The sequence below is a fragment of the Alistipes sp. genome (assembly GCF_048465635.1).
Classification (GTDB): Bacteria; Bacteroidota; Bacteroidia; order Bacteroidales; family Rikenellaceae; genus Alistipes.
On sequence record NZ_DBFWLF010000008.1, the window covers coordinates 74,176 to 90,828 of the forward strand.

Here is a 16,653-nt window from a genome sequence, read left to right on the forward strand (position 1 = left end):
TTTTTACGGGTTTATGGTTTATTTTTCGTTGATCCGCCGCTCTTTCAACAACGCCGCGGCGCATGCGTGCAGGTACAGTTCGAGATTGGTGTAGCCTCCGGAGAGGGTCGTGCGGCTGCCGTCCGACGGATCGGACGGGTCCAGCCCGCGTGCGCGCTCCCAGGCGTCGGGCATGCCGTCGCCGTCGCTGTCGGCAGGCGCTTCGGCCGATTCGTAGCGGGGATAGCCGCCGACTTGGGCAGGGGTGTCGACCAGCCCCGCCTTGCTCGGTGCGGCCCCGGCGACGTACCCCGTCGCGGTTCCGTTGCGGGCGTCGGTCACGGCACGCAGGTCGACCCGATCGCGCGGCCAAGCCCCGGCGCCTGCGAGTACGGTGTCGAAAGCCTCCTCGGCCCGCTGCGTGGCGGTATGGGCCGCGCCCGTCACGCCTCCGATGGGCAATTCAGCGATTCGTCCCGGCGCGTCGGGCATCCCCTCGCCGCCGGCCCCGGACCAGACGATACCGGCGAAGTTGTCGGTCTCGATGCGCGCGAGCGACTTGCCCGTCCGGTCGACGTAGCGGTTGCCGTCGATGTAGACCTCCGGGTAGGCCGCGGGAATCCCCGCGGGGGTCAGGTCGGTCGCGGCGTAGGCCGTCAGGAAGCGGTTGCGGGCGGGCGAGTGGGGTCCCTCCTTGTAGCAGTTGTTGACCATATTGAAACGGCCGCCCTCGCCCCCGTAGCTGACCTCCCCGCCCCAGCCGTAGACGACGTTGTTGCGGAAATCGACGTTGCCCCGCCACTCGGAGGCGGGCCACGCCTCCGGATAGCTCGACGCGGCGTCGAACCGCGGATTGCGGCTGTCGTGGCGCGCAAGGAGGTTGTGGTGGAACGACGCGTCGCGGCCGCCCCAGATGCCGCCGTAGCCGTGCGGCGACTGCTTCTCGTGGTTCGAGAGGCGCAGGCTCTCCGTGAGAATGCACCACTGGAGGGTGAAGCTGCGGTTGCGGTAGAACGAGGCGCACTCGTCGACGCTCCAGCTCATCGAGCAGTGGTCGAGGATGACATTCGTGTTGGCCCGACCCTCGCAGGCGTCCTGCGCCGAGCCGGTATCCACGTCGTCGCCCAGGCGGAAGCGCAGGAAGCGGATCACCACGTCCTCGGCGTAGGCGATCGTCAGCGGCCAGTTCTTCAGGCAGATGCCGTCGCCCGGAGCCGTCTCGCCCGCGACGGTCACTCCGCACCCCTGTCCGGCGTAGCGGCCGTCGTTGCGGATATAGAGTTTCTCGACCAGCTCGATGATCCCCGACACCTTGAACAGTACGAACTTGGGCCCGGGCTGCATGAGCGCCCAGCGCAGCGACCCTTCGGGCGGCGCAGGCCAGCCGTCGAGCAGATTGGTGACGTAGTACACCCGGCCGCCGCGGCCGCCTGCGGCGCAGCGGCCGCCCCCTTCCGCACCCGGGAAGGCCGTAAGCCGCTCCGCGGCAGGGAGGATGCGCAGCGAGACGACGACCGGACGCTGCGTGGTGCTCCCCTCGCTGTCGCGCACGTAAACCCCGTATTCGGCCGGAGACTCCGCGCACGGCGGGACGGTCCGTTCGAGCGACGGCAGGAAGTCGCCTTGCAGGGAGGTGGCATAGCGGTAAGGCGGTACGCCGCCCGCAACGCGCAGATACTCCTCCAGCCGCACCGCGCTCCCCTCGACGGCCTCGAACACGGCCGCGTCGCTGCGGTCGGCCCGAAGCGGCTCCGGCCCGCCCGGCTGCCCGCCGTCGGAACAGGCGGCGAGCAGCAGCGCGAAGAGCAGCAAAGCGGTTATCGGCGATTTTCGTTTCATCGTTTATCCGAAGTTTATTCCCAGCGCGGGTCGCCCAGCACGGTTCCGGCACTCTCCTGCGCGGCCCGTACGGCGGGGTCTTTGACCCGGAACGAAGCCCCGGCGGCCGAGGGATCGGCCATCGGATTGAGCCACAGATCGGCGGGCGAACCGGCATAGGGGGTCATGCGGTCGGCGACGTTGTAGGCGCTCGATCCGAAAGCGGGGGTCTGCGCAGCGAAGTGGTAGAAGTTCTCGCACGCGATCTGCTCCTTGGAGACCGTCCCGGCCAGCTGAAGCACCTTGTAGCCCTTCGTACTGCCGAACCAGAGGACCGAGTTGCGCAGCGCGATGCGGCGCGACGGGTTTTCACCGGCCATACGGATGTCGATCAGCGCATTGCCGCCCGCCGAAGCCACGTTGTAGAGCGTGCAGTTCTCAACGGCGATGTCGTAGGCGCCCGCCGCCGTATTGGTCACGTAGATCAGTCCGCGGGCGCAGTTGGAGAAGGTCGAATTGCGCATGCGTATCTTCCCGAACTCCCCGTTGTTGTTCGAGGCAGAACCGTAGACGATGTTCTGCGCCTGCGCGGCGTTGGCGAAGACGATGCAGTCGACCACTTCGTACTCTCCCAGCCGGGCCGTTCCCGTGCTCACGCTCGTGGCCGAGTTGAAGAGCGTCGAAGCGCCCGTGGAACCGGCGTTAAGATCGACCACACAGTTCTCGAAGCGCAGCAGTGCCACGTCGTAGGCTTTTTTGGCCTGGATTAGATAGGTCGTGCACACGATGCGCAGGTTACGGAAGACGATCCCCTCGAGCGTGCCTTCGGGCTGGAAGTTCTTCTCGACCGCAACCGTCGTGCGCGCCGGATCGTCGGAATAAAGCTCCAGACTGCGGGTGATGGAGATTACGGCATCGGCCGTCACCGCGTATTCGCCCGCCACGAGGTAGATGCGCTCGAAGGAGCGGTCGGGATCGGAGATGATCGCCGCCAGGTCGTCGCCCGGACGCACGACGAGCACGTCCTCACCGGGCGCCTCCGGGGTCGAGAACGCCGTCGAGGCGATCGTCCGGCCGTCCGCGGCTTTCAGGTCGGCCGTGAAGTCCGCCCCGGGCGCAAGACCCGCCGCGCGCACGAATCCGGCAGCCAGGTCGGACGCAGTGACGGGAACCTGCAACTCGGGCGCGGCGGACCCCTCCCGCGTCAGGGCGATCGCAGACAGCTCGTCGGGCGAGACGTAGTAAAGCTCCCAGCGGAGCGTGGCGGCGGCGGAGACCGGATCGGTCGTGAAGTCGAGCGCCGCTTCGGCATAGAGTGCCGGAGTGGGTCCGGGCACGGTGCGGTGCACGCACTGTCCGCGAACCTTTTTGCCGACCAGCAGTTCGATCGTGTACTCCGTATCGGTTGCAATACCCGCGCTGAAGGCGACGCTTTGCGCCGCGGCCTCGGCCTCCGAGACGGGGAATATCAGCGCATCGCCCCCGTCGGCGGGCGTGACGCGCACCGACGAGACGGTTTCGGGTTCGACCTCCTCCGCGCCCCAGGTCAGCGTCACGGTGCAGGTCACCGACCACGGATCGAGCGTGTAGACCATCTCGGACACGGCGGCGACGTTGGGTATCTTCGGTTCGGTGATCGTGCGGGCCGTCGCCACGGCGGAAAACTCCGACGCCGCGACGTCCGCCCGGTCGGAGAGGCCCTGCACACGGAAGTAGTAGGCCGTGGCCTCCTCGAGTTCGCTGACGACAAAGCTGTTGCCCGCGATCGCCTCGACGGCGGTCACCTCTCCCGAGAAATCGGCGGTCAGCGCGTATTCCATCCGGAACCGGGCGGCCGTACCGCGCCACGAGACGGCGATGGTTCCGGGCGCGGTGGCTTTAGCCTGAACCGCGGAGGGGCGGAGCAGTTGTCCCAGGTCGGCGTCCTGCAATTCGACGGCCGCATCCTGACAGGCGGCAGCAGCGAGCGCGAGCGTCGCCAGGACGAGGTATTTGAAGCGAGATATGATAGCGTTTTTCATGGTCGGCACGGTTAGTTGGTGTAGCCCAGCGATGCGTTGTCCAGCGCACCCTGACTGTTCATAATCACCGACGAAGGCAGCGGCATGTCCTGTCTGCGGTCGGGGTCGGCGTAGTACTGCGCCTCGATGTAGTCGTCGGTTAGGTATCCCGAATCGGCGGAAGGGGTGATCCACAACGCCGGTTCGGCGGGCGCGGGCTTGGCGTTGCCCGCCGGGTTCCAGTTCTTCCAGCCCCCGGCCTTCATCCACGCCTCGAGCGCCGCGGGGTCGACGATTTGCTGCCCCTCGATGCCGGGCGCAGTCTGGCCGCGGTCGAGTCCGTACCAGACGATCTCTCGCTCGGCTGGGTCGTCGCTGCGGAATTTCCAGAAGACATAGGCCGGAACGTCGGCGTAAGCGCCCGAGAGCGTGCGCAGGTCGCGCATCTGCTGCTTCACACGGTCCATGTTGGTTTTCAGCAGGTTCCAGCGGATCAGATCCTGCTTGCGGATCATCTCGCCCACGAACTCGAGCCGCCGCTCCTCCTGCACGGCGCCGAGGAAGTCGGTTTTCGAGGCGCTCACGGCGGCGACGTACGCCGCCTGCGAGGTTCCGAACGCCCGTTCGCGGACACGCTGCAAGGCCTGCTTCGCCTCGTCGGTCGGACCCCCGTTAAGCTCGTTGTCGGCTTCGGCGAACATCAGCAGCACGTCGGCGTAGCGCAGCACGATCGGGGTGATGCCGTCGTTGGCGTTGGCCGAGAACTTGGGCCGCGCGGGGTCCTTCCACTCGGCCCGCAGCTTCCCTGCGGTCATCATGGTCGGACGGGTCAGCTCCTGCACGCCGTCGGCCCAGCGGAAGGGGACGACCGAGATGTCGCGCCGCCGGTCCTGCGGATCGAAATCGTAGTAGAGCGTCGGGACGACGCCCATCGTGCCGCCCATGTAGACGCTCGTGTAGGGGTCGCTGTCGGCCGCGATCGTGCCGCTGCCGCCCGCACCGCGGTGGTAGACCCCCGCGGCGACCATCCAGTTGCCGCGCTGGTTATACTTGAACGGCAGCTCCCACAGCGCCTCACCGCCCGCAGCGACCCGCACGGCGCAGTTGTCCTTGAAAATCTTCGAAAAGTCCTGTTCGAGGACGAAGCCCGAACCCTCGTGCCGGATGATGTCGCGGCACTCGTCGCGGGCGATCGTATAGGTCTTTTCGACGGTCAGCTCGGGGTCCCGGCTCAGACATGGAGTGTTCAGCTCCCCGTAGAGGTGGTAGGCGTAGCCGCCCGCCGCAAGGGCGATGCGGGCGCGGAGGGCTTTCGCTGCGGCGCGGTTGGGGCGCAGCACGGTGGCGGTCATCCCCTCTCCCGGCCACGGCATCCGTTCCGCAGCCTCCCGCAGATCGGCGAGCAGCTGCTTCCAGATCACGTCGCGGTCGGCGCGGCCCAGGTAGAGATTCTCGTTGGAGAGCGACTCGAAACGGGCCGGGATGTTGCCCCACAGCCCCACCAGTTCGTAGTAGATCCAGGCGCGCAGGAAAAGCGCCTCGCCCAGCAGGTAAGCCAGCTCGGCGTCGTGCTCCGTGTCGCCGTAGGTGCGCAGCCCCTCGATGCAGTTGTTGGCCCGCTCGACGGCGATCATGGCGTAGGAGAAGGCGTCGCCGAAGTAGTTGTCCGTCTCGGCGTATTTGTAGACGGCATAGGCCGAGTGGCTGTCGTTCTGGGCCGGCGTGACGCCCGAGGTCGAGGCAAGGTGGCGCTCGGTGTCGTTGTTGTAACCGTGGTAGGGCCACAGGCGACCGTTGAACGAGTTGTAGTTGATCGACTCGTAGATGCCCATCACCGCACCCGTGGCGAGCGTCGGGTCCGAGAAGACGGCCGCATCGGTGAACGAGGATTCGGTCCGGGCCTCCAGAAAGTCGTCGACGCAGGAGGCGAGGCAGACGGCGGCGGCGCAAAGCGCTATTTTTCGGATAATTGTCATCGTTAGAAGGTAAGGTTAAGTCCGACGATAAAGCCCCGGGTCTTGGGATAGGGCGAGTAATCCACGCCGGGGGTAAGGGGTGTGGAGCGCCGGGTGTCGACCTCGGGGTCGAAGCCCGAATAGCCGGTCCAGCAGAAGAGGTTCGTGCCCGTGACGTAGACCCGCAGCTGGCTAAGATGCAGTTTGCGCAGCAGCGAGGCGGGCAGCGAGTAGCCCACGGTGGCTGAATTGAGCCGCAGGAACGAACCGTCCTCGACGATGTAGGAGCTGACGAAGCGGCGGGCGGTCAGGGGCGTCCAAAGGGTCGTATTCCGGTTCATCTCGTCGAGCAGCACGGGATCGGTGACGCGCTGCCCCTGAGCGTCGATGCTCTGCCAGCGGTTGTGCGAATCCATCTCCGTCAAGAGGTTCTGGTAGCGGTAACCGGCCGTCGAGGTGTATTCGGCCTTGTTGACGTTGAGAATCTTATTGCCCAGCGTGTAGGTGAAGTTGGCGTTGAAGTCGAACCCCTTGACGCGTCCCGAGAGCGAGAAGCCGCCCGTGGCCTTGGGCAGCGTGCAGCCCAGCACGGTGCGGTCGTCGCCCGCCGAGATGGCGTTCGGATCGCCGCCCAGATCGCGGAACCGCACCGCACCCGGGCCCCAGCCGTTGCCCGCGATCTGCGAGTTGTCCACAACCCCCTCGTTGGCCACCCAGCCCGAGCCGTTCCACGTAAAGTCCGATGCCGGATAGCGCCCGTCGGAGACGTAGCCCCAGATCTGCCCGAGCGATTCGCCCGGCAGCGCCACGAAGTCGTAGTCGACCTGCGTCGAGGCCCACGACGAGTAGGCTTCGATGCGCTCCAGTCCGCCCAGGTCGAGCACCTTGTTGCGGTTCATGGCCACGTTGAACGTGAACTGGAGCGAGTAGTCGCGCTTGTCGACGAGCAGGGCGTTGAGCGAGAGTTCCAAGCCCCGGTTCTCCGTGCTGCCCATGTTGCGGTACTGGTGCGTGTAGCCCGTGCCCTTAATCGGGAAGAGGATCAGCTGGTCGCGCGTGGTATTGAGGTAGAGGTCCACACTGCCGCTGAGGCGATTGCCGAAAAATCCGAAATCGAGCCCCACGTTCCGCGAGACGGTGGTCTCCCACTTCAGGTCGGGATTGGTCATGTACTTGCCCTGCGACCAGTAGGAGACCGACGTATCGAAAGGCAGCAGCTGCGTGTTGTTCGACGTGTATTCGGCCAGCGTCTGACCGCCGGGGATGTTGTCGTTGCCCGCCATGCCGATGCTCAGGCGCAGCTTGAGCGACGAAAGCCACTCCTGATCGCGCAGGAACGCCTCCTCCGACAGACGCCACGCCACGGCGGCCGAGGGGAAGAAGCCCCAGGGCGAGCTTTGCTGGAATTTGCTCGAACCGTCGGCGCGCACCGTGGCGGTCACAAGATAACGGTCGTCGTAGGAGTAGTTCACACGCGAGAAGAACGAGAGCAGACGGTCGGGCGTCGCGTAGAAGTTGTTGGTCGAAACAGCCGTGCCCTCCGTCGTGAAGCGGAACGCCTGCCGCGCGGTGAAGGTCACGGGGAAGCCGTCGATGTCGGTGGTCAGCGTGCGCGAGCGGCCCACGCTCAGCTCCTCGCCCACGAGGATACTGAGGCGGTGCTTGCGGGGCAGCAGGTCGCGGAAGTCGTAGCTGAGCGTATTGTTGTTCATCAGCCGGCGCGAATCGGTGTTTTTCAGGCCGACGGCCGGGTGATCCTTGACCGAGGAGGTCATGCGTGCATAGTAGGTCGTCACGCCGAAGAAGCGCTGGTCCTCGCTCCAGTTGAAATCGTAGTTGAGATTGGCCCGGAAGGTCAGGTTCTTCACGATGGTCCACGTGAAGCCGCCCGCGAGCGAGAGGCTGCGCCGCTTCTGAATGCGGTCGTTGTCGCGGATATACTCCGTCGGAGTGTAGAGACCGCTGTTCTTGTAGAACTCGTCGTCGTCGAAACCCTCGGCCGAAAGCCCCTTGAGCGGGATGGGCGAATACTGCATGACGTAGCGCATGCGCGGATCGCTGCTGCGGCCGCCGCTCTGCTCGTTGGCTCCCGAACCGGTGATTTGCGTGTCCGAGAAACGGGTCTGGAAGTCGAGGGTAATCCGCCGCGTGGGTTTGTGCTGGAACTTGAAGGTGAAGTTGTCGCGCACGTAGTCCGACGTGATCATCACCGCGTCGTCCATCTGGCGGGTGTAGCTGGCCGAGTAGCTGGTCTTGTCGCCCTTGCCCGTGACGGCCACGTTGTAGTTCTGCGTGGTGGCCGAGCGGCCGAAGACGATCTTTTTCCAGTCGTTGCCCGCAAAGCTGCGGTAGAGGGGCATGTCCTCCCAGACGCCGAAATAGGGTTCGTACCGCGACGAAACCTCATTGCGGTAGACCGACTGCTCGTACTGCCACAGGGCGTATTCGGAGGGGTCGAGCATCTCGGGCATCGGAGCGGCGTATTTCAGGCCCGCATAGGCGTTGAACGACACCTTGAGTCCGTTGCGGTCGGCGCTTTTGGTCGTGATCATGATCACCCCATTCGCTCCGCGCGAGCCGTAGATGGCTGTCGACGAAGCGTCCTTCAAAACATCGATCGACTGAATGTCCGACGGCGAGAGGTCGGCGATGGAGGAGACCGGGAAGCCGTCGACGATGTAGAGCGGGGCGCTGCTCTGCGTGATGGAGTTGCGGCCTCGGACGTACATCGACACCTCGGCATCGGGAGCGCCGTCGGCCGTAAGCACCTGCACGCCGGCCAGCTTGCCCGAGATCGCCTCGGCGACGTTGGTGACGGGCGTGCGGACGATGTCGTCCGCCGAAACCGACGAAACGGCTCCCGTCAGGTCCGAGCGGCGCACGGCCCCGTAGCCGATCACCACCACTTCGTCGATGGCGGTATTGAGCGCCTCCATCCGCACGTCGATCCGCGTGCGGCCCGCAACGGGCGTTTCGAGCATCTTCATGCCCACATAGGTCACCACGAGCGTGTCGCGCCTGAGGTCGACGTTTTTCAGGGCATATTCGCCTTGGGCTCCGGTGGTCGTGCCCGCGCTCTTGCCCCGGAGCGTCACCGCGGCCCCGAACAGCGGCTCGCCGCTGCGGTCGGTCACGATGCCGGTTACCTGCTGCGCCGCCGCGGAAGCGACAGTGAGCATCAGGCAGCATGCAATCAAGTAAAATCTGGTCATAAAAGTTCGGTTGGGTTGAAGTCAGGTTGGGTCGGGTCGGCGGAAGCTCAGGGCTTCGCCGGTAGTAGGTAGCGGGCCAGCGGGTTCTGCGCGGCCACGCAGGCCTCGACGAAGAGCGCGGCAAACTCCTCGGCCCCGCGGACGCAGAGGTGCGTATCGTCGGCGTTGCCGTCGGGGAAGCGTTCGGCCACGCCGGGTTCAACGTAGAGGTAGAGCGCCTTCGAGCGTTCGGGACCGTAGCTGCGGACGAGCTGGCCCGTCAGCGCATGCAGGTCGATCAGCGGCACATCCAGTTCGGCAGCGACCTCCGCCGCGGCCGGAACGTAGCGGCCGTGCGAGTCGCGCAGCGAACCGTCGGCGCGGAACAACCGTCGCACGACCGAAGTGGCGATCAGCGGCGTAGCCCCCTTGGCGCGGGTGTCGCGCACGAAGCGGCGCAGGTTCTCCTTGAAGGTCGTCTCGGGGTTGGTATAGCGGCGCGGATCGGCCTTTTTCGCGTCGTTGTGGCCGAACTGGATCAGCACCAGATCGCCCGGGACGAGCCGATCCACGACCTTTTGCCAGCGGCCCTCGTCGAGGAAGCTCTTCGAACTGCGGCCCGAAACGGCGCAGTTGCGGACGACGAGCTGCGCGGGGTCGAAGAAGCGCTGGAGCGGCTCGGCCCAGCCGCGGCCCGGATCGCCGGGGTCCTCGTCGCACTTGCGGTTGGGGGCCATCGTCGAGTCGCCCACGGTGTAGAGCGTCGCGGGAGGCGCGGCCTGCGCGGCGAGCGGGCCGACGAGCAGCAGCGCGCCCAAGAGCCTATTCAGCACGCGGGTCATGGCTCTTGCTGAAGATAGCGTGCCAGCGGATGTTCCGCCTTACGCAGTTCGGCGGCGAAGAGCTGCGCCACGGCGTAGGCTCCGTCGTAATTCCAGTGCGAGTTGTCGGCCCGCCCGTCGGGGAAGCGCTCCACCACGCCCGGGTCGATGTAGTTGAACAGGCGCTTCGACCCCTCCGGTCCGGCCTGCTCGACCAGCTGCCACGTCGCCGTCTTGAGGTCAATGACCGGAACGCCGCACTCGCGCCCGACCTCCTCGACCGCCGTAATATAGGGTCCGTAGGTGTCGATCAGCTTCCCCGAGCGGTCGAAGCGGCGCCGCACGACCGAGGTGGCCAGCAGCGGCTCAGCCCCTTTGGCGCGGGCCTCGCGGATGAAGCGGCGGAAGTTGTCGCGGAACGTGGTTTCGGGATCGGTGTGCCGCTTGGGGTCCTCCTTCTGGTCGTTGCCGCCGAACTGGATCACCAGATAGTCGCCCGTCCTAAGCTGCGCGAGCACCTTGTCCCAACGGCCCTCGTCGATGAAGCTCTTCGAGCTTCGGCCCGAGCGGGCGCAGTTGTGCACCTCGATGCGCGTCGTGTCGAAGACGCGGTCGAGCGCCTGCCCCCATCCGTACCCCCGGTCGTAGGAGGGGTCGTAGGGGCGCGAGCTGTACGACATGGTGGAATCGCCGATCGTGAAGAGCCGCGGACGCGGTTGGGCGGTCAGCGCTCCGACGGGGAACAGAAGCAGCAGCGGCAGGAGAAAATGCAAAATGCGGAATGATTTCATGGGGGAAAGTTTTGGGTTTCGAGTTTTCGTTAACGTTAACGTTTTTGTTTCAGCTGGTTTTTCAGTACTTAAATAATTGATTAATATAATTTTAAGTGATTATTTATGCGATGAATAGGCGTATAAGCCGTGTTTTAACGTTTACAAAACTATAATTAAATCGGATTCGATGCAAATTTTTTGCGAAAAAAATAATATATTTACCGGCGAAGAACCAAAAAAAACGAACTTTGCAACCCAACAACCCCTACACGCCGACCAGTATGGAAACGGACCGGACAGCGACGATGGAACAGGTCGCCGAAGCGGCGGGCGTCTCGATCGGAACCGTAGACCGCGTGGTGCACAACCGCGAAGGCGTCTCGGAGAGAACCCGCCGGAAAGTTTTCAAGATAATCGAAGAAATCGGCTATAAACCAAATATTTACGCTTCGATCCTCTCACGCAAAAAGGCTTTCTGCATCGTGGCCATCATCCCCTATTTCCAGACGGGCGAATACTGGGAACTGGTCAATAACGGCATTACGCGGGCGATCCGCACATCGCAGGGGCTGAACGTCGACCTGAAAATATTTTATTACAACCAGTTCGATCTGGAATCGTTCCGGGCCGCCTGCCGCAACACACTCGACGCCCAGCCCGACGGGCTGTTCATCGCACCTATTTATAAGGAGGAGACCATCCGGCTGGTGCACCGCCTCGCAGCGTTAGCGATTCCGGTGGCCTACATCGATACCAAACCCGAGAATACGGACTACCTGGCCTACTTCGGCATGCCGCTCTTCGAGAGCGGTTATCTGGCAGCCGACCTGCTGGTAGGCAGCGACACCTCCGTCCGCGAGGTCGTCAGTTTCAACATCGACCGCGGCGAGGCTCCGCCCAACGATTCGACGCTCAACCGCCACCGGGGTTTTCTGGCTTATCTCGAGGATCACAACCCCGAATGCCGGCTGACTGACTGCTCGATGTCGCCCTTCGACTTTCTCTACAACATGAAGCTGTTCGACCGCTTCTTCGAGGAGCATCCCGATGTGAATCACATCATTACGTTCAATTCGCGCGCGCATTTGATCTCCGACTGGATGGAGCTGCGCGGCATCCGGGACAAGAAATTGCTGGGATTCGACATGCTACAGGCCAACATGCGGGCGTTGCGGAACGGGACGATCTCGACGCTGATCGCCGAGCGGACGGACAAGGAGGCGTTCAGGGCGGTCCGCTCGCTGATCGATTTTCTGATCCTGCGGCAGAAACCCCTCCGCCGGGACAACTTCAGCTCGATCGACATTCTGACCCGCTATAACGTCGATTTCTACCTGGGCGGAGAGTGATCCGCACCTTCGCGTCCTTTTGTTTTGCGAAACGAACTTTTTATCGTATTTTTGTGTTGAATTTACCGTTAACGTTAACGGAACCGATAAGACCGATAAGTGACCCTAAACGAACCCTTCTATGAAAAACTTTCTGACTCTGCTGCTTACCCTGCTGGCGTGTCTGCCCGCCGGCGCGCAAACGAACGCCGAGCCTGCGCAGCAGCCCGAACCGCTTCCGGCCTTTCCCGGCGCCGAGGGCGGCGGACGGTACACCACAGGCGGCCGCGGCGGCCGCGTAATCTACGTCACCAGCCTCGCGGACGACGGCTCGGAGGGGACGCTGCGCTGGGCGGTGACCCGCAAATACCCCCGCACCGTCCTGTTCCGCGTGGCGGGCGTCATCCGGCTCGAAAAGCGGCTCAACATCACCGCCGGCGACCTTACGATCGCCGGCCAGAGCGCCCCGGGCGACGGCGTCTGCATCGCCGGGTTCGGCGTGGCGGTCAAGGCCGACAACATCATCCTGCGCTATCTGCGCTTCCGCATGGGCGACGAGATGGGAGCCGCGGCACGCGACGAGGACGCGCTCGGAGGCCGCTACTGCCGCCATATCGTCGTGGACCACTGCTCGGTCAGCTGGAGCACCGACGAATGCGCCTCGTTCTACGCCAATGAGAACTTCACGATGCAGTGGTGCATCCTCTCCGAGAGCCTGCGCCGCTCGCTGCACGCCAAGGGAAGCCATGGCTTCGGGGGTATCTGGGGCGGTCGCAACGCCTCGTTCCACCACAACCTGCTCGCCTCGCACGACAGCCGCAACCCGCGCTTCGACCATCCGCTGCTCTACCTGCCCAACGTCTCGATCGAGGAGTTCCGCGGGGTGGTCGACTTCCGCAACAACCTCATTTACAACTGGGGCGCAAACAACAGCTACGGCGGCGAGGGCGGATGGTTCAATCTGGTGGCCAACTACTACAAACCCGGTCCGGCGACCGCAGTCAAATCCACCGAGGCGTTCATCACCGCCTACGGCCGCACCCCGGACCTGCACAACAAGCAGGAGAAAGTCTACTACGAATCGCCCTACCCCACGCTCTACCTTCGGGGCAACGTGATGGAGGGAAACCGCCGCATCACCAAGGATAACGCCGCGGGCATCCGCTACGCCAAAACGGGCGGCGAAAAGGGCGAACTGCTCCGCGCGCCCCTGCCGATCAACGGCCTTCAGAAAGGGCACACCACCACGCACGACGCGCCCACGGCTGCCCGGCTTGTACTGGAGTGGGCCGGCGCTTCGCTCGTACGCGACACGGTGGATGCGCGCATCGTCGCCGACGCGCGCAGCGGCCGCACGAGCGTCCCCGACGGCGGCAACGGCAGCACGGGCGGTCTGCTGGACACGCAGCGCGCCGTGGGCGGCTGGCCCGAATACCGGCAGACGGAGGTCCCGGAGGACAGCGACGGCGACGGGATACCCGATGCGTGGGAGCAGCGCATGGGTCTCGACCCGGCCGACCCGTCGGACGGTGCGCAACCCGACCCGCAAACCGGCTACACATGGCTCGAACGCTACCTGAACAGCCTCGTCGAGCGGATCACCCTTACACAAAACCAACCCGAAAAACCATGAAACGAATCCTGATTCTGCTGGCGCTGTGCACCGGCCTCCCGGCCGCAGCCGCCCCGAAAAACGACGCGGCCTCAGCACTCGCGGCGATGAAAAGAGCTACCGCCTATATGTACGACCACGTAAGCGTCGACGGCGGTTTCGTCTGGAACTACACCACCGACCTCTCACGCCGCTGGGGCGAGCTGGAAGCCTACCCCACGATGGTATGGGTCGAGAAGGGGACGCCCGACGTGGGCGAACTGATGCTCGATGCGTACCACGCCACGGGCGACGAATACTACTACGATATGGCCGTGCGCACGGCGCGCATCCTGATCCGGGGACAGCTCCCCTGCGGCGGCTGGAACTACAAGTTCGACCTGGCGGGCACGGCCTCCGAGCAGCGCTGGTTCGCAACGATCGGACGCAACGCCTGGGGGATGGGCGAACACGGCCACTATTACGGCAACGCCACGTTCGACGACAGCGTAACCGCGTCGGCCGTCGACTTTCTGATGCGCATCTACCTCGAAAAGTACGATCCGCAGTTCAAACCGGCGCTCGACCGGGCGCTCGATATGATCCTGGCGAGCCAGTACCCCGTGGGCGGCTGGCCTCAGCGCTGGCCGCTGATGTACGACCACCCCGACGCCGACGGCACGCCCGACTATTCGAGCTGCATCACCTTCAACGACGACGTTACGCCGAACAACATCGGCATCCTGCTGCGCATGGCCCTGCTGCTGGGCGACGCACGGGCCGTCGAGCCGCTCACGCGGGCGATGAACTGCGTACGCTCGCTCCAGCAGGGGACGCCCGCCGCAGGGTGGGCCGACCAGTATTACCTCGACCTCACGCCCGCCAAGGCGCGCGACTTCGAGCCGGCAGCCATCTCGACCGTCCGCACGCGCGACTGCATCCGGCTGCTGATGGAGTTCTACCGATGGACGGGCGACCGGAAATTCCTCGACGGCATCCCCGCGGCGATCGCCTTTCTGCGCGCGGCGGCGCTCGATCCGGCCCTCGCGGCCGAACTGGGACGGCAGCCGGGCAAGGGGCGCATCCTCTGTCCGCGCTTCTTCGAACCGGGAACGCTTACCCCGCTCTACCTGCACCGCAAGGGACTGCATGTGGACAACGGCGTCTACTACTGCGACCAGAATCCGCACAATGTTATCGGACATTACGCCTCGCTCGTGGTGATCGGCGTGGAGGAGCTGCAACGCCAATACGACACGCTGCTCGCCCTTCCGGCCGCCGAAGCGACGAAGGATTCGCCACTGCTGGGTCACGCCCGGCTCGAAATGCCGCGCTACCGCACCCCGGCGATCGCAAAGGCCGACCCGTCCCGTGCCCGTGCGGTAATCGCGGCGCTCGATGACCAGGGGCGCTGGATCGGCCCCCTGGACTGGGTGCTGGTCCCCTATATCGGTCCCGGAAGCGCTTCGGACCCCGTACCCGACCGCTACGAGGAGACGGTGGGCGATCCGCACAACACGGCGTCGCTGGCTGCCGAAACCGTCGAGGGCATTTCGCTGCGTACCTATATCAATAACATGGCGGCGCTGATCGCATCGCTGCCGGAAAGGTCCGCCCGATGAAAACCCGCAGCGAAACGTTCCTCACCGCCCGCGAAATCGACTGGGAGGAGTGCGGCACGGGCATCCGGCGCCAGATCATGGGCTACGACCCTAATTTGATGGTTGTCAAGGTCCGCTTCGATGCGGGGGCCGTGGGAGCGCGGCACTCCCATCCGCATGCGCAGACGACCTGCATCGTCAGCGGTCGTTTCGAAGCGAACGTCGGCAGCCAGACGCGCACGCTCGGTCCGGGAGACGCCTGCTACGTCGATCCCGATCAACCGCACGGCCTGCGCTGTCTGGAGGAGGGGATCGTTCTGGACATTTTTGCGCCCGCACGAACCGACTTTCTGAAATAACCGACGATCAAAACGGTAACACCTCCGAGACCGGCCGGATATTCGGCCGGTCTCTTGTTTTCCGTTCCGCATCCTGCCGTCCGAAAATCGGTTCAAAAAAGGGAATGTTCCCTAACGGCCGGCACACATTCGCGCGAAATTTCTATCTTTGCATCCGTAAAAATCCAAACCATGAAGAACCTGTTTTTTAGCTGTCTGACACTGCTTGCATTGCTCGCCGTGCCGTCGAACGCCTCCGCGCAGTTCCGGATCGGCGGAAAAAAGATCAACACCACAAAACTGCTCAATGCCGGCAAGGACATGGCCGCGGCCATCACCCTCAGCGACGAGGATATCGCCCGGCTGAGCCGCGAATCGGTCGCGTGGATGGATGCCCACAACCCCGTTGCGGCCGACACGACTAGTTACGGTGCACGCCTGAAGCGGCTGACCGAGGGGATCACCGACGCCGACGGGCTGCCGCTCAACTTCAAGGTCTATCTGGTGACGGACGTCAACGCCTTCGCCTGCGGCGACGGTTCAATCCGCGTCTTCGCCGCCCTGATGGATCTGATGGACGACAACGAACTGATGGCCATCATTGGCCACGAGATCGGTCACGTAGTGCACGCCGACACGAAGCATGCGATCAAGAGCGCCTACCTGGCCTCCGCGGCGCGCAACGCGGCCGGAGCGGCCGAAGGGAGTACGCTGGCCAAGCTGAGCGATTCGCAGCTCGGCGACGTGGTTACCGCATTCACCGACGCCCGCTTCTCGCAGAAACAGGAGTATGCGGCCGACCAGTACGGATTCGAATTTTCGGTTAAGCACGGTTTCAGTCCTTACGCGATGGCCAAGTCGCTCGAAAAACTGGTCGACCTGTCGAAAGGGGCCAAAGCCTCTTTCGTCGAGAAGATGTTCTCCTCGCACCCCGACAGCGAAGCGCGCGCAGCCCGCATGCGAGAACAGGCCGACGCCTGGCAGGCTGCTCATTGATTTCCTCCATCGGATCGCAAGCCGGACCTTCGGAAGATTCGAAAGGTCCGGCTTGCTGTTTTATCAGGAACCTCTGAGCATACATGTCGCACTTCGCTCAATTTGTCCGGAATTGTCCGGTACGGCATATTCCATGCGGGTTTGAATTTCGACCTTTAGGACATATTTTGGTCTAAAACTTGTGGGGGGGGGAATTTCATTATCTTTGTATTCGGAATGAACGCCGCCCGGGTGGGAGGCGGGCTTGCCGAACCGGATCGGT

Annotated in this window: 12 protein-coding genes; 5 read left to right on the plus strand and 7 right to left on the minus strand. The window is 64.1% G+C overall.

Annotated elements, in window-relative coordinates:
* Positions 1-18 precede the first annotated feature (18 nt).
* The 6 genes from ACMO9O_RS03340 to ACMO9O_RS03365 are packed head-to-tail and all read right to left on the minus strand — an operon-like array spanning position 19 to position 10,555.
* Positions 19-1,818, minus strand: a complete 1,800-nt coding sequence (locus tag ACMO9O_RS03340) for a pectate lyase (protein ID WP_418982203.1) — start codon at positions 1,816-1,818, stop codon at positions 19-21.
* Positions 1,819-1,832: 14 nt separating this feature from the next.
* Positions 1,833-3,818 carry a hypothetical protein gene (locus ACMO9O_RS03345; protein ID WP_418982204.1) on the minus strand — a complete coding sequence of 662 codons (1,986 nt, stop codon included), beginning with the start codon at positions 3,816-3,818 and terminating at the stop codon, positions 1,833-1,835.
* Positions 3,819-3,829: 11 nt separating this feature from the next.
* On the minus strand, positions 3,830-5,773 hold the full coding sequence (locus ACMO9O_RS03350; protein ID WP_418982205.1) for a RagB/SusD family nutrient uptake outer membrane protein: 1,944 nt from the start codon (positions 5,771-5,773) through the stop codon (positions 3,830-3,832).
* A 2-nt stretch (positions 5,774-5,775) separates the two neighbouring features.
* Positions 5,776-8,964 carry a SusC/RagA family TonB-linked outer membrane protein gene (locus ACMO9O_RS03355; protein WP_418982206.1) on the minus strand — a complete coding sequence of 1,063 codons (3,189 nt, stop codon included), beginning with the start codon at positions 8,962-8,964 and terminating at the stop codon, positions 5,776-5,778.
* A gap of 47 nt (positions 8,965-9,011) precedes the next feature.
* Entirely contained in the window at positions 9,012-9,785 is a 774-nt protein-coding gene (locus ACMO9O_RS03360) for a rhamnogalacturonan acetylesterase (RefSeq protein ID WP_418982207.1), read from the minus strand.
* Positions 9,782-10,555: a rhamnogalacturonan acetylesterase gene (locus tag ACMO9O_RS03365; RefSeq protein WP_418982208.1), complete on the minus strand. Its 774-nt coding sequence runs from the start codon at positions 10,553-10,555 to the stop codon at positions 9,782-9,784. The genes ACMO9O_RS03360 and ACMO9O_RS03365 overlap by 4 nt, the downstream gene beginning before the upstream one ends.
* A 230-nt stretch (positions 10,556-10,785) precedes the next feature.
* Here ACMO9O_RS03365 and ACMO9O_RS03370 point away from each other — a divergent pair, with 230 nt between their 5' ends.
* The 5 genes from ACMO9O_RS03370 (at position 10,786) to ACMO9O_RS03390 (ending at position 16,391) form a co-directional block, all read left to right on the plus strand.
* Complete coding sequence (locus ACMO9O_RS03370) at positions 10,786-11,886, plus strand: substrate-binding domain-containing protein (protein WP_418982209.1); 1,101 nt, start codon at positions 10,786-10,788, stop codon at positions 11,884-11,886.
* 121 nt (positions 11,887-12,007) lie between these two features.
* Positions 12,008-13,498 (plus strand): pectate lyase, encoded by a 1,491-nt coding sequence (locus ACMO9O_RS03375; protein ID WP_418982210.1) that lies wholly within the window; start codon positions 12,008-12,010, stop codon positions 13,496-13,498.
* The gene (locus tag ACMO9O_RS03380; RefSeq protein WP_418982211.1) at positions 13,495-15,078 is read left to right on the plus strand and encodes a pectate lyase; all 1,584 of its coding nucleotides are present in this window, start codon (positions 13,495-13,497) and stop codon (positions 15,076-15,078) included. The genes ACMO9O_RS03375 and ACMO9O_RS03380 overlap by 4 nt, the downstream gene beginning before the upstream one ends.
* Complete coding sequence (locus ACMO9O_RS03385; protein ID WP_418982212.1) at positions 15,075-15,416, plus strand: cupin domain-containing protein; 342 nt, start codon at positions 15,075-15,077, stop codon at positions 15,414-15,416. Before ACMO9O_RS03380 ends, ACMO9O_RS03385 begins: the two co-directional genes overlap by 4 nt.
* A gap of 171 nt (positions 15,417-15,587) precedes the next feature.
* Positions 15,588-16,391: a M48 family metallopeptidase gene (locus tag ACMO9O_RS03390; protein ID WP_418982213.1), complete on the plus strand. Its 804-nt coding sequence runs from the start codon at positions 15,588-15,590 to the stop codon at positions 16,389-16,391.
* Between the two features lie 63 nt (positions 16,392-16,454).
* Here the strand turns inward: ACMO9O_RS03390 and ACMO9O_RS03395 are convergent.
* A partial coding sequence (locus ACMO9O_RS03395) for a hypothetical protein (protein ID WP_418982214.1) occupies positions 16,455-16,653 on the minus strand: 199 nt, incomplete at its 5' end.